Origin of the sequence: Flagellimonas okinawensis (assembly GCF_029194005.1) — a bacterium.
Lineage (GTDB): Bacteria > Bacteroidota > Bacteroidia > Flavobacteriales > Flavobacteriaceae > Flagellimonas > Flagellimonas okinawensis.
The window spans coordinates 428,834-445,618 of the sequence record NZ_JARFVA010000001.1 but is presented as its reverse complement, the minus strand read 5'-3'; the positions used below and the strand labels follow the sequence as shown (position 1 = coordinate 445,618).

General features: G+C 40.8%; 20 protein-coding genes. 11 read left to right on the top strand and 9 right to left on the bottom strand.

The annotated features are described in order from the left end of the window. Window positions 1–2 precede the first annotated feature (2 nt). The 4 genes from dapF to PY091_RS02140 all read left to right on the top strand — a co-directional run bounded on the left by dapF (window position 3) and on the right by PY091_RS02140 (window position 3,143). On the top strand, window positions 3–785 hold the full coding sequence (gene dapF, locus PY091_RS02155) for a diaminopimelate epimerase (RefSeq protein ID WP_275648112.1): 783 nt from the start codon (window positions 3–5) through the stop codon (window positions 783–785). Further along, complete coding sequence (locus PY091_RS02150) at window positions 773–1,306, top strand: GNAT family N-acetyltransferase (protein WP_275648111.1); 534 nt, start codon at window positions 773–775, stop codon at window positions 1,304–1,306. The genes dapF and PY091_RS02150 overlap by 13 nt, the downstream gene beginning before the upstream one ends. Beyond that, complete coding sequence (gene mltG, locus PY091_RS02145) at window positions 1,296–2,339, top strand: endolytic transglycosylase MltG (RefSeq protein ID WP_275648110.1); 1,044 nt, start codon at window positions 1,296–1,298, stop codon at window positions 2,337–2,339. The genes PY091_RS02150 and mltG overlap by 11 nt, the downstream gene beginning before the upstream one ends. 159 nt (window positions 2,340–2,498) lie before the next feature. Next, window positions 2,499–3,143 carry a lysozyme family protein gene (locus PY091_RS02140; RefSeq protein WP_275648109.1) on the top strand — a complete coding sequence of 215 codons (645 nt, stop codon included), beginning with the start codon at window positions 2,499–2,501 and terminating at the stop codon, window positions 3,141–3,143. A gap of 47 nt (window positions 3,144–3,190) precedes the next feature. On the opposite strand, the gene PY091_RS02135 is transcribed toward PY091_RS02140, so the two are convergent. The 3 genes from PY091_RS02135 to dnaA are packed head-to-tail and all read right to left on the bottom strand — an operon-like array spanning window position 3,191 to window position 5,817. Next, on the bottom strand, window positions 3,191–3,919 hold the full coding sequence (locus PY091_RS02135; RefSeq protein WP_275648108.1) for an SAM-dependent methyltransferase: 729 nt from the start codon (window positions 3,917–3,919) through the stop codon (window positions 3,191–3,193). Window positions 3,920–3,923: 4 nt separating this feature from the next. Beyond that, window positions 3,924–4,376 (bottom strand): low molecular weight protein-tyrosine-phosphatase, encoded by a 453-nt coding sequence (locus PY091_RS02130; RefSeq protein ID WP_275648107.1) that lies wholly within the window; start codon window positions 4,374–4,376, stop codon window positions 3,924–3,926. A gap of 16 nt (window positions 4,377–4,392) precedes the next feature. Beyond that, complete coding sequence (gene dnaA / locus PY091_RS02125) at window positions 4,393–5,817, bottom strand: chromosomal replication initiator protein DnaA (RefSeq protein WP_275648106.1); 1,425 nt, start codon at window positions 5,815–5,817, stop codon at window positions 4,393–4,395. Window positions 5,818–6,019: 202 nt separating this feature from the next. Here dnaA and PY091_RS02120 point away from each other — a divergent pair, with 202 nt between their 5' ends. Beyond that, window positions 6,020–6,418, top strand: coding sequence for an acyl-CoA thioesterase (locus PY091_RS02120; RefSeq protein ID WP_275648105.1), 399 nt, complete (start codon window positions 6,020–6,022; stop codon window positions 6,416–6,418). A gap of 130 nt (window positions 6,419–6,548) precedes the next feature. Here PY091_RS02120 and PY091_RS02115 read toward each other — a convergent pair whose 3' ends face one another. From PY091_RS02115 to ribD, 4 genes are read right to left on the bottom strand one after another with little or no spacing between them, the layout of a single operon-like run. Beyond that, a complete protein-coding gene (locus PY091_RS02115; RefSeq protein WP_275648104.1) occupies window positions 6,549–7,163 on the bottom strand; it encodes an IMPACT family protein in 615 nt (204 codons plus the stop codon). Then, entirely contained in the window at window positions 7,163–8,026 is an 864-nt protein-coding gene (locus PY091_RS02110; RefSeq protein ID WP_275648103.1) for a DMT family transporter, read from the bottom strand. The genes PY091_RS02115 and PY091_RS02110 overlap by 1 nt, the downstream gene beginning before the upstream one ends. After that, window positions 8,027–8,629 carry an HAD family hydrolase gene (locus PY091_RS02105; RefSeq protein ID WP_275648102.1) on the bottom strand — a complete coding sequence of 201 codons (603 nt, stop codon included), beginning with the start codon at window positions 8,627–8,629 and terminating at the stop codon, window positions 8,027–8,029. It lies immediately after the preceding gene. After that, on the bottom strand, window positions 8,622–9,674 hold the full coding sequence (gene ribD / locus PY091_RS02100; protein ID WP_275648101.1) for a bifunctional diaminohydroxyphosphoribosylaminopyrimidine deaminase/5-amino-6-(5-phosphoribosylamino)uracil reductase RibD: 1,053 nt from the start codon (window positions 9,672–9,674) through the stop codon (window positions 8,622–8,624). Before ribD ends, PY091_RS02105 begins: the two co-directional genes overlap by 8 nt. Window positions 9,675–9,705: 31 nt before the next feature. On the opposite strand from ribD, the gene PY091_RS02095 reads away from it, so the two are divergent. Genes PY091_RS02095 through PY091_RS02080 form a run of 4 tightly spaced genes read left to right on the top strand, consistent with a single transcriptional unit; the run spans window position 9,706 to window position 13,353 of the window. Next, the gene (locus PY091_RS02095) at window positions 9,706–10,191 is read left to right on the top strand and encodes a GNAT family N-acetyltransferase (protein ID WP_275648100.1); all 486 of its coding nucleotides are present in this window, start codon (window positions 9,706–9,708) and stop codon (window positions 10,189–10,191) included. Further along, window positions 10,191–11,066 carry a peptide chain release factor N(5)-glutamine methyltransferase gene (gene prmC / locus PY091_RS02090; protein WP_275648099.1) on the top strand — a complete coding sequence of 292 codons (876 nt, stop codon included), beginning with the start codon at window positions 10,191–10,193 and terminating at the stop codon, window positions 11,064–11,066. The genes PY091_RS02095 and prmC overlap by 1 nt, the downstream gene beginning before the upstream one ends. Further along, window positions 11,063–13,063, top strand: coding sequence for an NAD-dependent DNA ligase LigA (gene ligA, locus PY091_RS02085; protein WP_275648098.1), 2,001 nt, complete (start codon window positions 11,063–11,065; stop codon window positions 13,061–13,063). The genes prmC and ligA overlap by 4 nt, the downstream gene beginning before the upstream one ends. Then, window positions 13,060–13,353, top strand: a complete 294-nt coding sequence (locus PY091_RS02080) for a hypothetical protein (RefSeq protein WP_275648097.1) — start codon at window positions 13,060–13,062, stop codon at window positions 13,351–13,353. The genes ligA and PY091_RS02080 overlap by 4 nt, the downstream gene beginning before the upstream one ends. A 192-nt stretch (window positions 13,354–13,545) precedes the next feature. Here the strand turns inward: PY091_RS02080 and PY091_RS02075 are convergent, their stop codons facing one another. After that, complete coding sequence (locus PY091_RS02075) at window positions 13,546–14,457, bottom strand: metallophosphatase (RefSeq protein ID WP_275648096.1); 912 nt, start codon at window positions 14,455–14,457, stop codon at window positions 13,546–13,548. Further along, window positions 14,458–15,279: a 5'-nucleotidase C-terminal domain-containing protein gene (locus PY091_RS02070; RefSeq protein ID WP_275648095.1), complete on the bottom strand. Its 822-nt coding sequence runs from the start codon at window positions 15,277–15,279 to the stop codon at window positions 14,458–14,460. A gap of 7 nt (window positions 15,280–15,286) precedes the next feature. Here PY091_RS02070 and PY091_RS02065 point away from each other — a divergent pair, with 7 nt between their 5' ends. Together PY091_RS02065 and dapA are read left to right on the top strand one after the other, a co-directional pair. Continuing rightward, window positions 15,287–15,820, top strand: coding sequence for a DUF6913 domain-containing protein (locus tag PY091_RS02065; protein ID WP_275648094.1), 534 nt, complete (start codon window positions 15,287–15,289; stop codon window positions 15,818–15,820). Between the two features lie 3 nt (window positions 15,821–15,823). Beyond that, on the top strand, window positions 15,824–16,714 hold the full coding sequence (dapA, locus tag PY091_RS02060) for a 4-hydroxy-tetrahydrodipicolinate synthase (protein ID WP_275648093.1): 891 nt from the start codon (window positions 15,824–15,826) through the stop codon (window positions 16,712–16,714). Window positions 16,715–16,785 lie beyond the last annotated feature (71 nt).

The window sequence follows — 16,785 nt, the reverse complement described above, 5'->3', positions numbered from 1 at the left end:
ATATGGAACTACAGTTTTTTAAATATCAAGGAACGGGCAACGATTTTGTAATTATCGACAATCGTCAGCTTATATTTCCCAAAAATAATACCAAGTTGGTTGCAGAACTTTGCGACCGAAGATTTGGCATAGGTGCGGATGGTTTGATACTCCTCGAAAATGACAATGTGTCGGATTTTAAGATGGTCTACTACAATGCAGATGGAGCAGAGAGTACCATGTGCGGGAATGGTGGCCGTTGTTTGGTGGCCTTTGCCCATTATTTGGGCGTTATAGAAAAGCATGCGACTTTTAATGCCGTAGATGGTTTGCACCAAGCCACTGTTGAAGGCGATATCGTGAATTTAAAAATGATCGATGTCGATAAAATCCATGAGAAGCAAAACCATAGTTTTTTGGATACAGGTTCCCCTCACCACGTGCAGTTGGTTAAGGAATTGGAGAAGTTCGATGTGCAAAAGGAAGGAAAAAAGCTTCGTTATGGATTGTATGGCCAACCAGGAAGCAATATCAACTTTGTGGAGCAAACCAGCGACAATGCTTTTGATGTGCGTACTTACGAAAGGGGAGTGGAAGGCGAAACATTTTCTTGTGGTACGGGGGTTACGGCTGTGGCCTTGGCCATGTTCGAGTCGGGAAAAACTGCAGCCAACGAAGTACATATTCATACCATAGGGGGCGACCTTACCATTTCTTTCGAGAAAAAGGACGATAAATACAACAACATCTTTTTAAAAGGACCTGCGATACAGGTATTTAAAGGAACCATCGAATGCTCAGTCTAAAAGGAGAACAAGTTTATTTGCGGGCCTTGGAGCCGACAGATTTGGACTTTTTGTACAAATTGGAAAACGATACATCGGTCTGGGAGGTAAGTGGTACTTTAAAACCTTACTCTAAAAAGGTATTGCAATTGTATTTGGACAATGCCCATAGGGACATATACGATGTAAAACAATTGAGGCTTTGCATCAGTAATCTTCAAGATGAGTGTATTGGGTTGATCGATTTATTTGATTTTGACCCCAAACACCGCCGAGCGGGTATTGGAATCATCATTGTTGAACCAGGGGACCGAAACAAAGGTGCCGGAGCGGAAGCACTATCACTTTTGTGTGATTACGCTTTTTCAACTTTGGACCTTCATCAACTTTACGCAAACATTTTGGAGGACAACAAGGCCAGTAAGCATCTGTTTCAAAAAATGGGTTTTGAGGAAATCGGTGTCAAAAAAGAGTGGATAAGAACCAGTCAAGGGTTCAAGAACGAAATAATGTATCAAAAGATCAATACAAATGAATCTTAAAAAAGTACTGTGGGCAACTGCTATCCTTGGATTGTTGATTTGCGGATTTATCGTCTATCAAATTTATAGTGCCATTTTTAGTCCCAACACCCAGTTCAATAACAATGAAGCTTATGTTTACATTGCATCGGACGCCACATTTTCAGATGTAAAAAACTCATTGGAACCATTGTTGAAGGATCTGTCCACTTTTGAAGCTGTCGCTAAGCGCAAAGGCTACATAACCAACATTAAGGCAGGTAAGTACGCCCTAAAACAAGGGATGAACAACAACGAGATCATCAATACGTTGCGCAGTGCGAACATTCCGGTGCAAGTATCTTTTAACAACCAAGAATCACTTGCGTTATTGGCAGGAAGAATATCCGAACAAATAGAAGCGGATAGTTTGTCTTTGCTACAAACATTCAACGATTCCAGCTTTTTAAAGGAGTCCAATTTTGATGAAGATACCAAGTTGGCCATGTATATTCCCAACACCTACGAGTTTTTCTGGAACACCAATGCAGAAAGTTTTAGGGACAGGATGAAAACGGAATATGACCGATTTTGGAACGAGGAGCGACTTCAAAAAGCCAAAAAGCTGGGGTTGACCCCAAATGAGGTGACCGCCCTTGCGGCGATTGTCCAAAAAGAAACGGCCAAGGTGGACGAACGTCCTCGTGTAGCCGGTGTTTACTTAAATCGAATTAGAAGGGGTATGTTGTTGCAGGCAGACCCTACGGTAATTTATGCCATAAAAAAGGAAACAGGTAATTACGATACAATAATAAAAAGAGTGCTCTTTCGCGATTTGGAGATGGATTCACCCTATAATACCTATAAATATGCAGGTGTTCCACCAGGTCCGATAACCATGCCCGACATCACTTCCATAGATGCTGTTTTAAATCCAGAAAAGCACGATTATCTCTATTTTGTAGCCGACGTTTCAAACTTCGGATACCATATGTTTGCCAAATCCTTAGCGCAACATAACCGGAATAAAGTGCAGTATACCCGTTGGTTAAATCAGCAAAAAGTTCTTCGATAAGGTTCTTTATCGTTGATATTCATCACTTTAACGGATTTTAAGGCTGATTTAAGAAATCTTTATGAGCTTTAGGGTACCCATTCTAAGAACTCCACCTATATTTGCCGGCCAAATTGATTTTTGATACGTATATGTATCGAGATCACAAATATGAACATTATGAAAAGATGGATAGGTTTTATTCTACATCTTGCCATGATTGTAGTTTTGACAAGTTTTGGTTCTTATACCGTAATGAAAAAAAGGAATGTTGAAATTCCAGATTCATTGAAGGTAACAACCAACATGGAAATCTTTGCACCGCAAGATTCCATTGCACTTCTTGACGAGGACGAGGTAACCCCTCCTTTTCTGGGAAAAGCTTTTAATGGCTTTAAAGAAGCACTCGCTTTTAAAGAGTCCCAGGGTAAATATCATAGAGTAAACACATTAGGTTATTTGGGTAAATACCAGTTTGGTAGCAGCACCTTGCATTTGATGGGTGTTTATGATATGGATGAGTTTTTGGCCAATGCCGAACTTCAGGAAAAGGCCTTCGAGGCCAATATTGCCCGTAATAAATGGATTTTAAGAAGGGACATTAAGCGCTTTAACGGAAAAACCATTGGAGGAATTAAGGTTACGGAATCAGGAATCTTGGCTGCGGCGCATTTGGCCGGGGCAGGTAACGTGAAGAAATATCTACGATCATACGGACAAAACGATGTAACCGATGCTTATGGAAGTAGTATCTCGTACTATATGAGAAAATTTGCGGGCTACGATATTTCCGATATCAAGCAACAGAAAAATGCCAAAGTATAATTGGCAAGGATTGTAAACTAAAAAGCCCCGAAAATTCGGGGCTTTTTTTATGCGTGGATAATATAGATTGTCGGTCTTTTATCGAGGTCCACTTCAATTTCACTCCATTCGTGCACGCTTTTGGTAGATATAAATTCAGTGGGCAGGGTAATATCGCAAGCAATACACAGTCGTGTAGACTTTTGTAGTGTTCTAATAAGTTCTTTTACCAATTTATTGTTTCGGTAGGGGGTCTCCATAAAAATTTGGGATTGCCCTTTATCGCGAGACAATCGTTCCAAACTTTTTATCATTTTTTTACGCTCGGCATTGTCAATGGGCAAATAACCGTTAAAGGCAAAATTTTGTCCGTTCATGCCACTGCTCATCATGGCCATTAATATGGATGATGGTCCCACCAAGGGAACTACTTTAACCCTTCTTTCGTGTGCAACGCGAACTACATCGGCACCAGGATCAGCAATTCCTGGACATCCGGCTTCTGATAAGATCCCAATATCGTGTCCGTGGATACAAGGGTCCAAAAATGATGGGATTTCCTCAGGATTGGTGTATTTGTTCAGGGATTGCAAATGGAGGTCTGGTTGCGATTTGCTGGGGCTTACCCGTTTTATAAAACGTCTTGCTGTTTTCTCGTTTTCTACAATATAATGGTCAATACGTTCTATGGTCCCTTTTACAGAAATGGGCATTACTTCCAAAGGTGCATTATCCCCTAATGTAGTGGGAATAAGGTAAACTTTGCCTATGACCAAACCAGGTTTTTCCTCTTCCATGGGCTTAATTTAGTTTATTCGCAATTGCCTCACAAGCCCTGTCGATCATTTGGTAAACATTTTCAAAGCCATCATCTCCACCGTAATAGGGGTCTGGGACTTCTTTTATACCGAGTTCTGTTTCGCTCAATAGTAATTTCACTTTCGCTGCCTCTTCCTTGTTTTTGGCCAAACTGGCAACATCAGAAAAATTACTGCGGTCCATCACGTAAATATGGTCAAACTCTAAAAAATCCAGACTCGAAAATTTTCGGCACTTTTGTTCACTAATATTGATTCCATATTTTCGGGCAACGGCAATAGAGCGTTTATCCGGTGGATTGCCTACGTGATACCCTGCAGTACCGGCAGAATCTACAAAAACGGAATCCGAGTCCACTTTGGATTTTAAAATGCCTTCGGCCAATGGCGATCTGCAAATGTTTCCTAAGCAGACCATCAAAACTTTGATTTTCATAAATGTTGTGAAGTTATTAGGAGAACTTCTTGTTCAGATCTTCGATGTATTTTCTGAATTGCTTATCGGTCTCAGCAAGGTTATCCACTGTTTTGCATGCGTGCAGTACGGTGGCGTGATCACGTTTACCAATTTGGGAACCGATACTGGCCAAAGAAGCCTTTGTAAATTTCTTTGCAAAGAACATGGCCAATTGCCTAGCTTGTACAATATGGCGTTTTCTGGTTTTCGATTGAAGCGTGGCCACATCCATTTCAAAGTAATCGGAAACCACTTTTTGAATGTAGTCGATAGAAACCTCGCGCTTGGTATTTTTAACAAACTTCTCCACCACTTGTTGGGCAAGCTCTAAGGTTACCTCACGTTTGTTGAAAGAAGATTGTGCGATTAAAGAAATAATGGCACCTTCCAATTCGCGGATATTGGTTTTAATGTTTTTGGCCACATGGTCAATGATGTCCTCGGGCATTTCAACACCGTCCCTATATAATTTGTTCTTTAAAATGGAAACACGGGTTTCATAATCCGGACTTTGCAATTCTGCGGATAGACCCCATTTGAAACGGGAGAGCAAACGCTGCTCAATGTCCTGCATGTCTACAGGTGCTTTGTCCGATGTCAATATCACCTGCTTGCCATTCTGGTGCAAGTGGTTGAAAATATGGAAGAATACATCTTGGGTTCCTGATTTACCGGATAGGAACTGAACATCATCGATGATAAGAACATCTATCAATTGGTAAAAATGGATAAAATCGTTTCGGGTATTCTTCTTAACCGACTCTATATATTGTTGGGTAAATTTCTCTGCCGAAATATAGAGTACGGTCTTTTCTGGGTATTTATCTTTTATTTCTACACCAATGGCATGGGCCAAATGTGTTTTTCCTAGACCAACTCCACCAAAAACCAATAATGGGTTAAAGGATGTACCTCCAGGTTTGTTGGCAACCGCCATACCGGCCGATCTTGCCAATCGGTTGGAATCTCCTTCTAAGAAATTATCAAAATTATAGTTGGGATTTAACTGGGACTCGATTTTAATGTTTCGAATTCCCGGAATCACAAATGGATTTTTTAGTTCGGGACTTTTGGAGGTAATCGGCACATCCAATTCTTGTGGACCCACAGCGGTACGGTTAGAACTTGGAATCTGCTCCGTAAAGGGTTCCTTGTTGCCGTACTTGTTTTCCATTTTTATTACATAGATCAGCTTGGCATTGGTTCCCAACTCACGAGTTAGGGCAACTTTTAAAAGCTTCACATAGTGTTCCTCCAGCCATTCGTAGAAAAACTTACTTGGAACCTGAATGCTCAATGCTTTATCGGTCAACTTAATAGGCTTGATAGGCTCAAACCAAGTTTTGAATGCCTGCGGTTGGATGTTATCTTGGATAAAAGCCAAACAGTTGTTCCATACGGAATTAGCAGTAGCACTCATAGAAGTTTTTCCTTGTTTTAATGGTTAGCTTTAATATTTAAGAGTAAACATCTAAAGGGTTACAAGATGCTTATTGGATGCGACAAATATGTGAACAAATCTTTTAAAAAAAAAATCAATTTGTCATTGAAAGTTTTGTTTTTTTTTCGCATGTTACCCTTAAAATAAGCAAGCCTCTAAATATATAATTTTTCAGTTAAAAATGGGTCTAAATTCATATTCTTTTCGGGTTCGATATGCAGAAACCGACCAAATGGGGGTTGTTTACCACGGAAACTATGCACAGTATTTTGAAATGGGTCGCGTGGAGTGGTTAAGGTCCATGGGGATAACCTACAAGAGCATGGAGGATAATGGTATAATGCTGCCCGTAATTTCCTTACGTATTGATTATAAAAAGTCTGCGTTGTACGATGATCTTTTAACCGTAAGGACACGATTAAAATCCAAGCCGATGGTTAAGATCGAGTTTGATTACGATTTAATAAACGAAGCAGGGGAGTTATTAGCCACGGCAAATACCGTTTTGGCCTTTATGGATAAAAAAACGGGAAGACCCATAAAATGTCCAGATTATATCTTGGAAAAACTGGATGATTGATATTTTAGGAGTTAGGAGTTAGGAGTTAGGAGTTAGGAATTAGGAGTTAGGAATTAGGAGTCAGGAGTCTTTTTTCTTATATCTTTTAGAGAAGCGGTTATACATCTATTAGCAAGCTGTCTTTATTCAATCATTCTACCATCGCTGCATCCACACCATGCATTTCATCGAAAAGTTGGAAAACTTCTTCCGATTCACTTAATCGAACCGAAATAACCAGCTCACAATCCAATTCCATTTTTTGGGAAACAATGTCCAAGTTTTTTTGTTTGATGGTTCGCATCACAATATCCATCACCGGATACTCAAATTGTAAGCTTAATTGAGCTTTGATTGTTTTTTTAACGATTTTGGCACTTTCCAACGCTAATTGTGCGGCTGTTTTATAAGCCTGAATCAATCCGCCGACCCCAAGTTTGGTACCTCCAAAGATTCGGGTTACGGTAATCAGTACATTGGTCACATCAAAGGATTGTATTTGTCCATAGATGGGCATTCCTGCCGAGTTGTTTGGCTCACCGTCATCATTTGCCCTGTACATAGGATTTTCTGTACCCAATTGCCAAGCATAACAAACATGATTGGCCGTGTGATATTTTTTTCGGAGCTCCTCAACAATGGGTTTTACATCATCTTCCGAAGAAATTGGGTGAACTTGAGCATAGAATTTGCTTTTTCGGTCCTTATATAAAATCTCGGGTGAGGTTTTGGTAACGGCCCTATAAACATCTTCTTTTTTCTCCATTAGAACAAAGCTACCAATATTATGCTCAAAACGGCCAAGGCAACACCGCTCCAGTTTTTAAGGCTGAGTTTCTCCTTGAACAGTACTATTCCAAAAAGCGTGGAGAACATTACAATGGCGACATTGTTTAAAGTAAAGATAGCTGCACTGCTCAAAATGTCAGCCCGTAGGGCGCGAATCAAAAAATAGATGGAGAAATAATTGGGCACTCCAAGGGCAATGCCTCCCACAATATTTTTTAGGTTTATTTTTAACGGTGTGTTAACCGCTTTTATACCTATAAATATAAACCCGCTCAATGCAGCAAATCCAAATATCATGGAAGAGAACACCGGAATCTCCTGATCGGTCAAATGGATTTCTTCAAAATATTGGATACTGGTATCGATAACACCGGATCCTAAAAATACCAGTAAAGGAAGAATAAGTGCTTTTCTGTTTATGCGAATGCTATTTTCTTTAATTGAAGCCAGGTAAACGGCTGCCAAAGCCAAAACAATACCGATAATTTGAATAGCACTTAAATGTTCTCCATACAAGAGTACACCCATTATAACAGGAATGGCCAACGACATTTTGGTGGCCACCGATGCTACAGAAACACCCGAGACCTGTGCTGTGCGGGCCATTAAATTAAAAATCACAATAAAAAGTATACCCAATAATATAGGACCGATGAACCAAGGTTTATTGGTAAAGTCGCTAATGCCAACAGGACCATCATATAAAAAGAAGCCTACCGTGCAGGCCACCACATAATTGGTGATAATGGCGTAAAGGGTCTGTATTTTAAAAACATCGAACAATTTAAAAACCACAAAAATTAACGTGGAGCTCAAAACGCTCAGAATCAGGTATACCATTTATAATTTAGATTTTAGTTGGGTCACCTCTTCTTTGCCTACTCGCAGGTTCCATACTTTAATGCCCAAGGTGGCTGCAGCATCTGTATTCTCCTTAACATCGTCCACAAAAAAGGTTTCTTCCGCTGTAAGTTGGTTTTCTTGTAAGACAAAGTCAAAAATCTCGGTATCTGGTTTTCGCATGCCCATTTCGTAGCTAAGGTAGAACACATCAAATGCATTTTTGAACCTATTGAAGCGCTGCATGCCCATTTGCTCTTTTACCTGCTCAATGTGCAAGTCGTTGGTATTGCTCAACAATATCATTTTATATTGATTCTCAGCTGCCAGTTGTTCAATAAAATTTAGCCGGTGTTCTGGAAAATCCAATAAAATGGAGTTCCAAGCTTGTGTTAAATATTCTCTGGACGCTTTTGGAAAGTGGGCGGATACTTCGTCCAAAAAGTTTGTAGATGTGATAAGTCCCTTCTCGTATTCCTGAAACAAACGCTCCAAATTTGGGGTCACTTTGGTAAAACCATGCTGCACCATGGCTTTTGCCGTAGCAGGTTTATCCAGGTTGATGAGCACATCGCCAAAATCGAGAATAATGTTTTTAATCATTTAAATAAACGGATAAAGTGTCGGTCAATATCTTGTTTTGATGCTGTAAAGTTCCCTGTAATTTGGGAGCGGGCAAACCATTTTTAAAACATACAGCACCTTTAAAAACACGGGCTTCGTCCCACAAGTTTTCATCAATAAAAGTTTGAAGCGTTTTCGCACCACCTTCAATAATTACGCTTGTGATATTTTGTTGATGGAGCGCCGCACAAATTTCCTTTGCCAAGTTTGCTGAAAAATCGATGATGACATAATCAACACCTTCCATATATTTTGATGCATCTTCGACCTCTGTAAGAACAATGGTCCGAACGGATGTATCTAAAACATGATAGTTCGATTCAATCTTTAAACTCCTGTCCAAAACCACACGGATAGGGTCTTTGCCGGCCCAGTTACGTGTCGTCAACTTGGGGTTGTCATCCAAAACCGTGTTGGTGCCGACCAAAATGGCCTGTTCTTGGCTTCGCCATTGATGCACCAACTGTTTGGAATGGGCATTGGTAATCCAAAATGGCTCGGGGTTGTCACTTCGCTTGGTAGCATCGGGAGCTAAAAATCCATCATCGGACTCCGCCCATTTTAATATAATGTAGGGGCGTTTCTTTTCTTGGAATGTCAAAAACCGTTTGTGATGATTCCTGCATTCATCTTCAAGAATGCCCACCGTCACCTTACAGCCAGCATCCTCCAATTTTTTGATGCCTTTTCCGGCTACTTTATCATGTGGATCTTGTAGCCCAATAAAAACCTCTTTGAGTTGGTGTTTGGCAATTAAATCAGCGCACGGAGGGGTTTTGCCATAATGGGAGCATGGTTCCAAAGTAACATACAGGGATGCTTCTTTAAGCAAGTCTTTATCCTTGACTGCGTTAATGGCATTCACTTCTGCATGTGGACCACCATAAGGACTTGTAAATCCTTCACCAATAATTTTATTGTCATGTACAATCACACATCCCACCATAGGATTCGGGGCAGTTGTCCCCAATCCCTTTTTGGCCAGTTCTATGCAGCGAAGGATGTATTTTTGATGTATATTCACCCCGCAAAAATAGAACAATAAAAACACAATAATGGGAGATACGGTGATTCGTGAAATAACCCCCGAAGACAACGCACAGGTGGCCCAAGTTATACGAAAGGTTTTTGAGGATATGGGCGTTCCCAAAGTGGGCACCGCTTATGCGGATAAGGCTTTGGATGATATGTATTCTAATTACAATGTGCCCAAAGCAGCTTATTTTGTAGTGGAACATGAAGGTAAAGTTATCGGTTGTGCAGGAGTGGCACAATTGGATAATTACGAAGGCAATGTCTGCGAGCTTCAAAAAATGTATTTTTTGGAAGAGGCCCGGGGCAAAGGACTTGGTGCTAAAATGATCGAGGCTTGTTTGCAAAAGGCAAAGGAATTTGGTTTTGAAGCATGCTACCTCGAAACCATGCCCTACATGGAAGCCGCCCAAAAATTGTATAAAAAGAACGGTTTCGAATATATAGATGCCCCAATGGGAAACACGGGACATTATTCCTGCCCGGTCTGGATGCTTAAAAAGTTGTAATGCTCCTTAAAGAGATAAAGGATATTTTTCATAAAGAATTGGGTGAGATCTACCCCAAAGAGGAAATTGATTCTTTTTTCTACTCGTGTATCGAACACTATTTAAAACTGGAACGGTTCATTCTGGCTATTCAACCGGGAATTACTTTGACCAAAGAAGAAGAGCAGCCCCTTTTTAAAGCATTGTCCGAGTTGAAGTTGGAAAAACCCCTTCAGTATATTCTGGGAACGGCCTATTTTATGGATTTGGAGCTTCAGGTCGATAAAAACGTGTTGATTCCTCGCCCTGAAACGGAAGAATTGGTGCAATGGATTTTGTTGGACGCTGAGCGGAGCCGAAGCGTCATTTCAACTTCGCTCAATGACCTTTCTTTGCAGATTCTCGACATCGGAACAGGAAGCGGTTGCATAGCGATTGCTTTGGCAAAGCATCTTCCCAATGCAAAAGTATTTGCTTTGGATGTATCCGAAGGTGCATTGAACATGGCTCGGAAAAATGCAGTATCAAACGGAGTGGATATCACGTTTTTCCATGAAGATATTCTAAACACCCAACTTGAACATAATTTTGATATCATCGTTTCCAACCCTCCTTATGTCAGGGAGTTGGAAAAAAGTGAGATTCAAAAAAACGTAAAGGAATTTGAGCCGGAAACGGCATTGTTTGTACCGGACGAAGACCCATTGGTGTTTTATCGGGCGATTATTGATTTCGCTGAAAAACATCTATCCGAAAAGGGAACGTTGTATTTTGAAATCAACCAATATTTGGGTGAGGAAACCAAAGCACTTTTCGATGCCCGTAATTTTTCAGAAATTGAACTGCGAAAAGATATGTTCGGCAACGATAGAATGCTAAAAGCAATTAAAAAATGAACATCCAAGAAAAAATCACCTCCCTTCGAGATGAGCTAAGGGAACACAATTATAAATATTACGTGCTCGATGAGCCTTCCATTTCCGATTACGAGTTTGATATGAAACTCAAAGAACTTCAGAAATTGGAGGAGGAGCATCCCGAATTTCAAGACCCAACATCCCCAACCTTGCGAGTAGGGGGAATGGTGACCAAGAATTTTCAGACGGTGGTGCATGAGCATCGCATGTATTCCTTGGACAATTCGTACTCTAAAGAAGATTTGGAGGATTGGGAAAAGCGCATCCAGCGGATTTTGGGAGATGTTGAGGTGGAATTTACATGCGAATTAAAGTATGATGGAGCTTCCATTAGTCTTACTTACGAAAACGGACTTTTGGTAAAAGCGGTTACCCGTGGTGATGGTTTTCAGGGAGATGATGTGACCAATAACATTAAAACGATTAAGTCAGTCCCTCTTAAGTTGAAAGGGGATTATCCGCCAAAATTTGATATTCGGGGAGAAATTATCTTAACACTCGAAGGATTTGCCAAAATGAACGCTGAGCGTGTGGAAGCAGGAGAGGACCCCTATATGAATCCAAGGAACACGGCATCGGGCAGTTTAAAATTACAGGATAGCGCTTTGGTGGCCCAAAGACCATTGGAGTGCTTATTGTACAGCATAGCAGGCGAAAATTTAGGAGTTTCATCACAGTTTGAGGTCTTGGAGAAAGCAAGGTCTTGGGGGTTCAAGGTGCCAACCGTTGCTAAACTTTGCAAGTCCACCACGGAGGTTATGCAGTTTGCGGATTATTGGGAGGTACACCGTCACGATTTGCCCTACGAAACAGACGGGGTAGTGGTTAAAGTAAACAGTATCCAGCATCAAGATGAACTAGGGTATACGGCAAAATCTCCACGTTGGGCCATGGCCTATAAGTTTAAGGCGGAACAAGCCATTACCACATTGAACAAAATAACGTATCAAGTTGGCCGTACTGGTGCCATAACGCCCGTAGCCAATTTGGAACCTGTATTATTGGCCGGTACTACGGTAAAAAGAGCTTCTTTGCACAATGCAGACCAAATTGCAAAACTTGACGTGCGCGAAGGCGATACGGTTTTTGTGGAAAAGGGAGGTGAAATCATCCCAAAGATTGTAAAGGTTGATTTCACCAAACGAGATGCTGACTCCAGCCCCACGGAATACATTGCCGAATGTCCGGAATGTGGAACGGAATTGATTCGGAAAGAAGGAGAGGCTCAACATTTTTGTCCAAATGATATTGGGTGTCCACCACAGATTACAGGTCGTATTCAGCATTTTATTTCCAGAAAAGCAATGGATATTGAAGGTTTGGGCGGTGAAACAGTGGAGCTTCTTTTTAAGGAAGGGCTAATTGGTAATTATGCTGATTTGTACACCTTGACCAAGGAACAAATATTGCCTTTGGAGCGTATGGCGGATAAATCTGCCGAAAATTTGGTGAATGGCGTGCAGGCTTCAAAAGCCATTCCGTTTGAACGGGTCCTTTTTGCTTTGGGAATCAGATATGTTGGGGAAACGGTAGCTAAAAAACTGGCAAAAGCCTTCAAAAATATTGATGCTTTGATGACCGCCTCACAAGAGCAATTGGTCGCTGTTGATGAAATAGGGGAGCGAATCGCCGAAAGTGTTGTTAGCTTTTTCTCAGAGCCCGCCAATATCGAAATCATTGACCGATTAAAATCCTACGGATTGCAATTCTCGCTTTCAGAGCAGCAGCTGGAAAATCAAACAGAGTTGCTCAAAGGGCAGACATTTGTTGTTTCCGGGGTATTTGAAACTATCAGCAGAAACGATTTAAAAAAACTGATTGAAGACAATGGGGGAAAAGTGTCCTCCTCCATATCGTCCAAAACAAGCTTTTTGGTCGCTGGTGATAAAATGGGTCCAAGTAAACGTACCAAAGCGGAGAATTTGGGTGTGCCTATCATAACTGAACAGGAGTTTTTGCAAAAATTGGAAGCATGATACCCAAAACCTTTGAAGAATTTGAATCTACTTTGAGTCAGAATACACCGCCGAAGGAGTGGTCCGAACCTTTGCGATCCCTTTGGTTTGATGCGAACGGTGACTGGCAAGCATCACACGACATTGCCCAAGATATCCATTCTACAATGGGTGGCTGGATACATGCCTACCTTCACCGAAAAGAAGGTGATGAATGGAATGCTGGGTATTGGTATAATCGCGCCAACAAGCCTTTTCCTCAATATAGCTTGGAAGAGGAGTTGAAAGTGCTGGTAGAGGCTAACCTTTGATTAATTTACAATGATCTATAACTAAGTCTCAAGTTCAATCCCCGATGGTCTAATAATATTAGATAGTCTGTATTTCATTTAAGGGAAATATTTCTCGACTGCGCTCGAAATGACAGGAGCGGATATTATTATTTTAGAAAACAGCTTATCCAATCTCTGAGAATCTAACAATCCGACTTTCGAACCCTTAGACTAAACCGCTATACTAACTCCTTTTGCCGACGCATTTTTATCGGCATCAAAATAAAAGTCGATTCTACCTAAATTAATTCCATAGCACCCAACCTGATTGACCAAAACAGAATTCCCGTTTTGGTTGGTTCGCACATCTGGTTTGTCCAAAAAGGTATGGGTGTGTCCACCAATAATCAAATCGGTAAAATAGGTTTGTTGTGCCAAACGAGTATCGCATGGTCTCTCTGGGTTTTTATAATCGTACCCTAAATGGGAGAGACAAACGATCAAATCACACTTTTCTTCTTCCTTCAACCTTTTTTCCATATCCAGTGCAATCTCATAGGGGTTGAGGTAGACGGTTTCTTTGTATAGTTTTTGTGTTACCAGGCCATCCAATTCTATCCCAAGACCATAAACGCCGATTTTAACGCCATCAACCATATAAGTTTTAAACGGTTTTACATAACCATCCATTACGGTGTTTGAGAAATCATAGTTGGCATTGATCATTTCGAAAGTGGCATTTGGCATTTGCGCCAATAAGCCTTCGATACCATTGTCAAAATCATGATTACCGATAGTGGAGGCATCATATTTTAGCTTGCTCATTAACTTAAACTCCAATTCACCTCCATAAAAGTTGAAATACGGTGTGCCCTGAAAAATATCTCCGGCATCGAAAAGTAAAGTGTTGGGGTTCTCGTTACGAATCTGCTCCACCAATGTGGCCCTACGTGCAACTCCTCCCAAATTCGGGTACCTGGAGTGTGAGGAAGGGAAGGTGTCGATATGGCTATGCACGTCATTGGTGTGCAATATGGTTATCTGCTTTTTGCCCAAACTTGAGCAAGAACTTAAACTTAGACCTCCAAGACCTATTAAAGTGGAAGCTGCTGTGGTGTGGGTTATAAAATCTCTCCTTTTCATTTATTTCAATTGTATAAAACGATCGTCCACCACTGCTGTTAATGTATCCATTTTTTTAAAATGGTCAATAATGGCATTTCGTAATAGGTAATCCGTTTCGGTTGTTGATATGATCTCGTCAAAAAAGCCTACGCTGGGACCGCCATTTACCAAATAATCCGAGGTGGCCACAAAATAATTTCTACTCTCATCGAAGGGTTGTCCTTGTATATTCACTGATTCCAAGGAGCGATTTTTATCGGTTACTATTTGTATTCCGGAAATGGGGTGCCTTCGGGATGCTTTAGCGACAAAATTCAGCAACTGTCTTGTTGCCGAGCCACTTAGCTCTACCACTTCGATATAATTTTCAAAAGGCATAACCTCATAGGCGGTTCGAGCGCTCACATTGCCTTCTGAAATTATGGAACGTACGCCTCCGTAGTTAAGAACTACAAAATCCAGATCCTTGCCGGTACGGGTTTTAAATAGGGGAGCGGTTTCTTCAAAAACCATGTCGGCCATTAAATTGCCCATGGATGTATTTCGCTCGCCATCATCTAGCAATAATGGCTTTGGTGCATAGGCCAAAGCGCTGTCCAACACCTCGTTTATTCGGTTTCTGAAGGGTTCTACAAATGCCTCTATCGAGTCCGTTTCAGCAATCGTAGAATCTATAGGAATCTGCTTGCCATTGATTTCGGTAAGTTTCCCTGTTTCGTCCTTACAGGCAATTAAAAAACAAAAAGTTGTAAATACAACAAATTGTTTAAATTTTAAATTGTTCACGTGCGTATCTTTGTTAAGTCGTCTTGGTAGATTATTTACCTTTGTAAAAATCATCAAAAATATGTTTTTGAAAGGACTCCAAGACAAATTTAAGGTTAAATCCGGGCTTAAATATTTAAAGGAGGAAATGGAAAAACCTCCAAAGTCCGTAGCCAGGGGTAAAGGAATAACCAGTGTCGGCTGTATTGTTGACGTGGATAATTTTCAAAAAGCGGAAGCCTTTTATGAACTTATTGATGAATTTGGTCTAAGGCCAAATGCAATAAAGATCATTGGCTATAAACGCGAATACGATAAAAATTCACCCTATGCCATACAAATGTTCTCTGATAGGGACCTTGGTTGGAAGGGACAAATCGAAAATGGTTATGTTCTTGAATTTTTGGGCAGGGAGTACGACATGCTGATCAATTATTACGAAGACGATAATTTGTTGATGAAGTTGCTATCCGTAAAAACACCTGCTCGTATTAAAGTTGGGTTAGGCCCACAAGACCCCCTGGTAAACGATTTGATTTTAAATACACCCATGAACGATTTTAAATTGTTCAAGAGTGAGTTGAAAAAATATTTAAAGGTCTTAAAAGAAATATAGGCAATGGAACAATTTATCGGAACTGGTGTGGCATTGGTTACTCCGTTCAGAGAAGATTTATCGGTAGATATAGATGCTCTTGAAAGAATTGTCGAGTACAATATTCAAGGTGGTGTGGATTATTTGGTTGTCTTGGGAACAACCGCAGAAAGTGCTACGCTTTCCAAAGAGGAAAAACAGCTTGTCATGGATACCGTAGTAAAGACCAATGCAGGCAGACTTCCTTTGGTGCTTGGCGTTGGCGGGAACAATACCATGGCAGTTGCCAATGAGTTAAAAGTATTGGACCTTTCTGAGTTCGATGCCATTTTATCCGTTTCCCCTTATTACAATAAGCCTACCCAAGAGGGCATTTACCAGCATTTTAAAGTAGTGTCCCAGGCGTCACCGTTGCCTATTATATTATATAATGTCCCGTCCAGAACAGGGAGTAATATGTCACCGGAAACCACTTTGCGTCTGGCAAAAGACTATTCCAATATTATTGGGATTAAAGAAGCATGTGGGGATTTAATCCAGTTAGATGCCATTATCAAAAACAAACCGGAGGGCTTTTTGGTGATTTCCGGAGATGATGCAACAGCTCTTGCTACCGTTTTAGCAGGAGGAGCGGGGGTTATTTCGGTTTTGGGCCAAGGTTTGCCGGTTCAATTTTCAGAAATGATAAAATTGGGTTTGAACGGAAATGTTAAACAGGCGTATACCATTCATCACCAGTTGTCCGAATTAATGTCTCTTATTTTTGCCGAAGGCAATCCCGCAGGAATAAAAAGTATATTTGAAAACAAAGGTCTATCCAACGCTTTGGTGCGATTACCATTGGTGGAGGCTACCGGTACATTGAAAGAAAAAATCGGGGCATCACTAAAGGTATTGGATAGGGCACATGTTTAAAATTAGTTAAAACTTGCACATATTCTTGTGTATTGGCACGTTAACCCGTTACATTTGAGTGGTGAAAAATC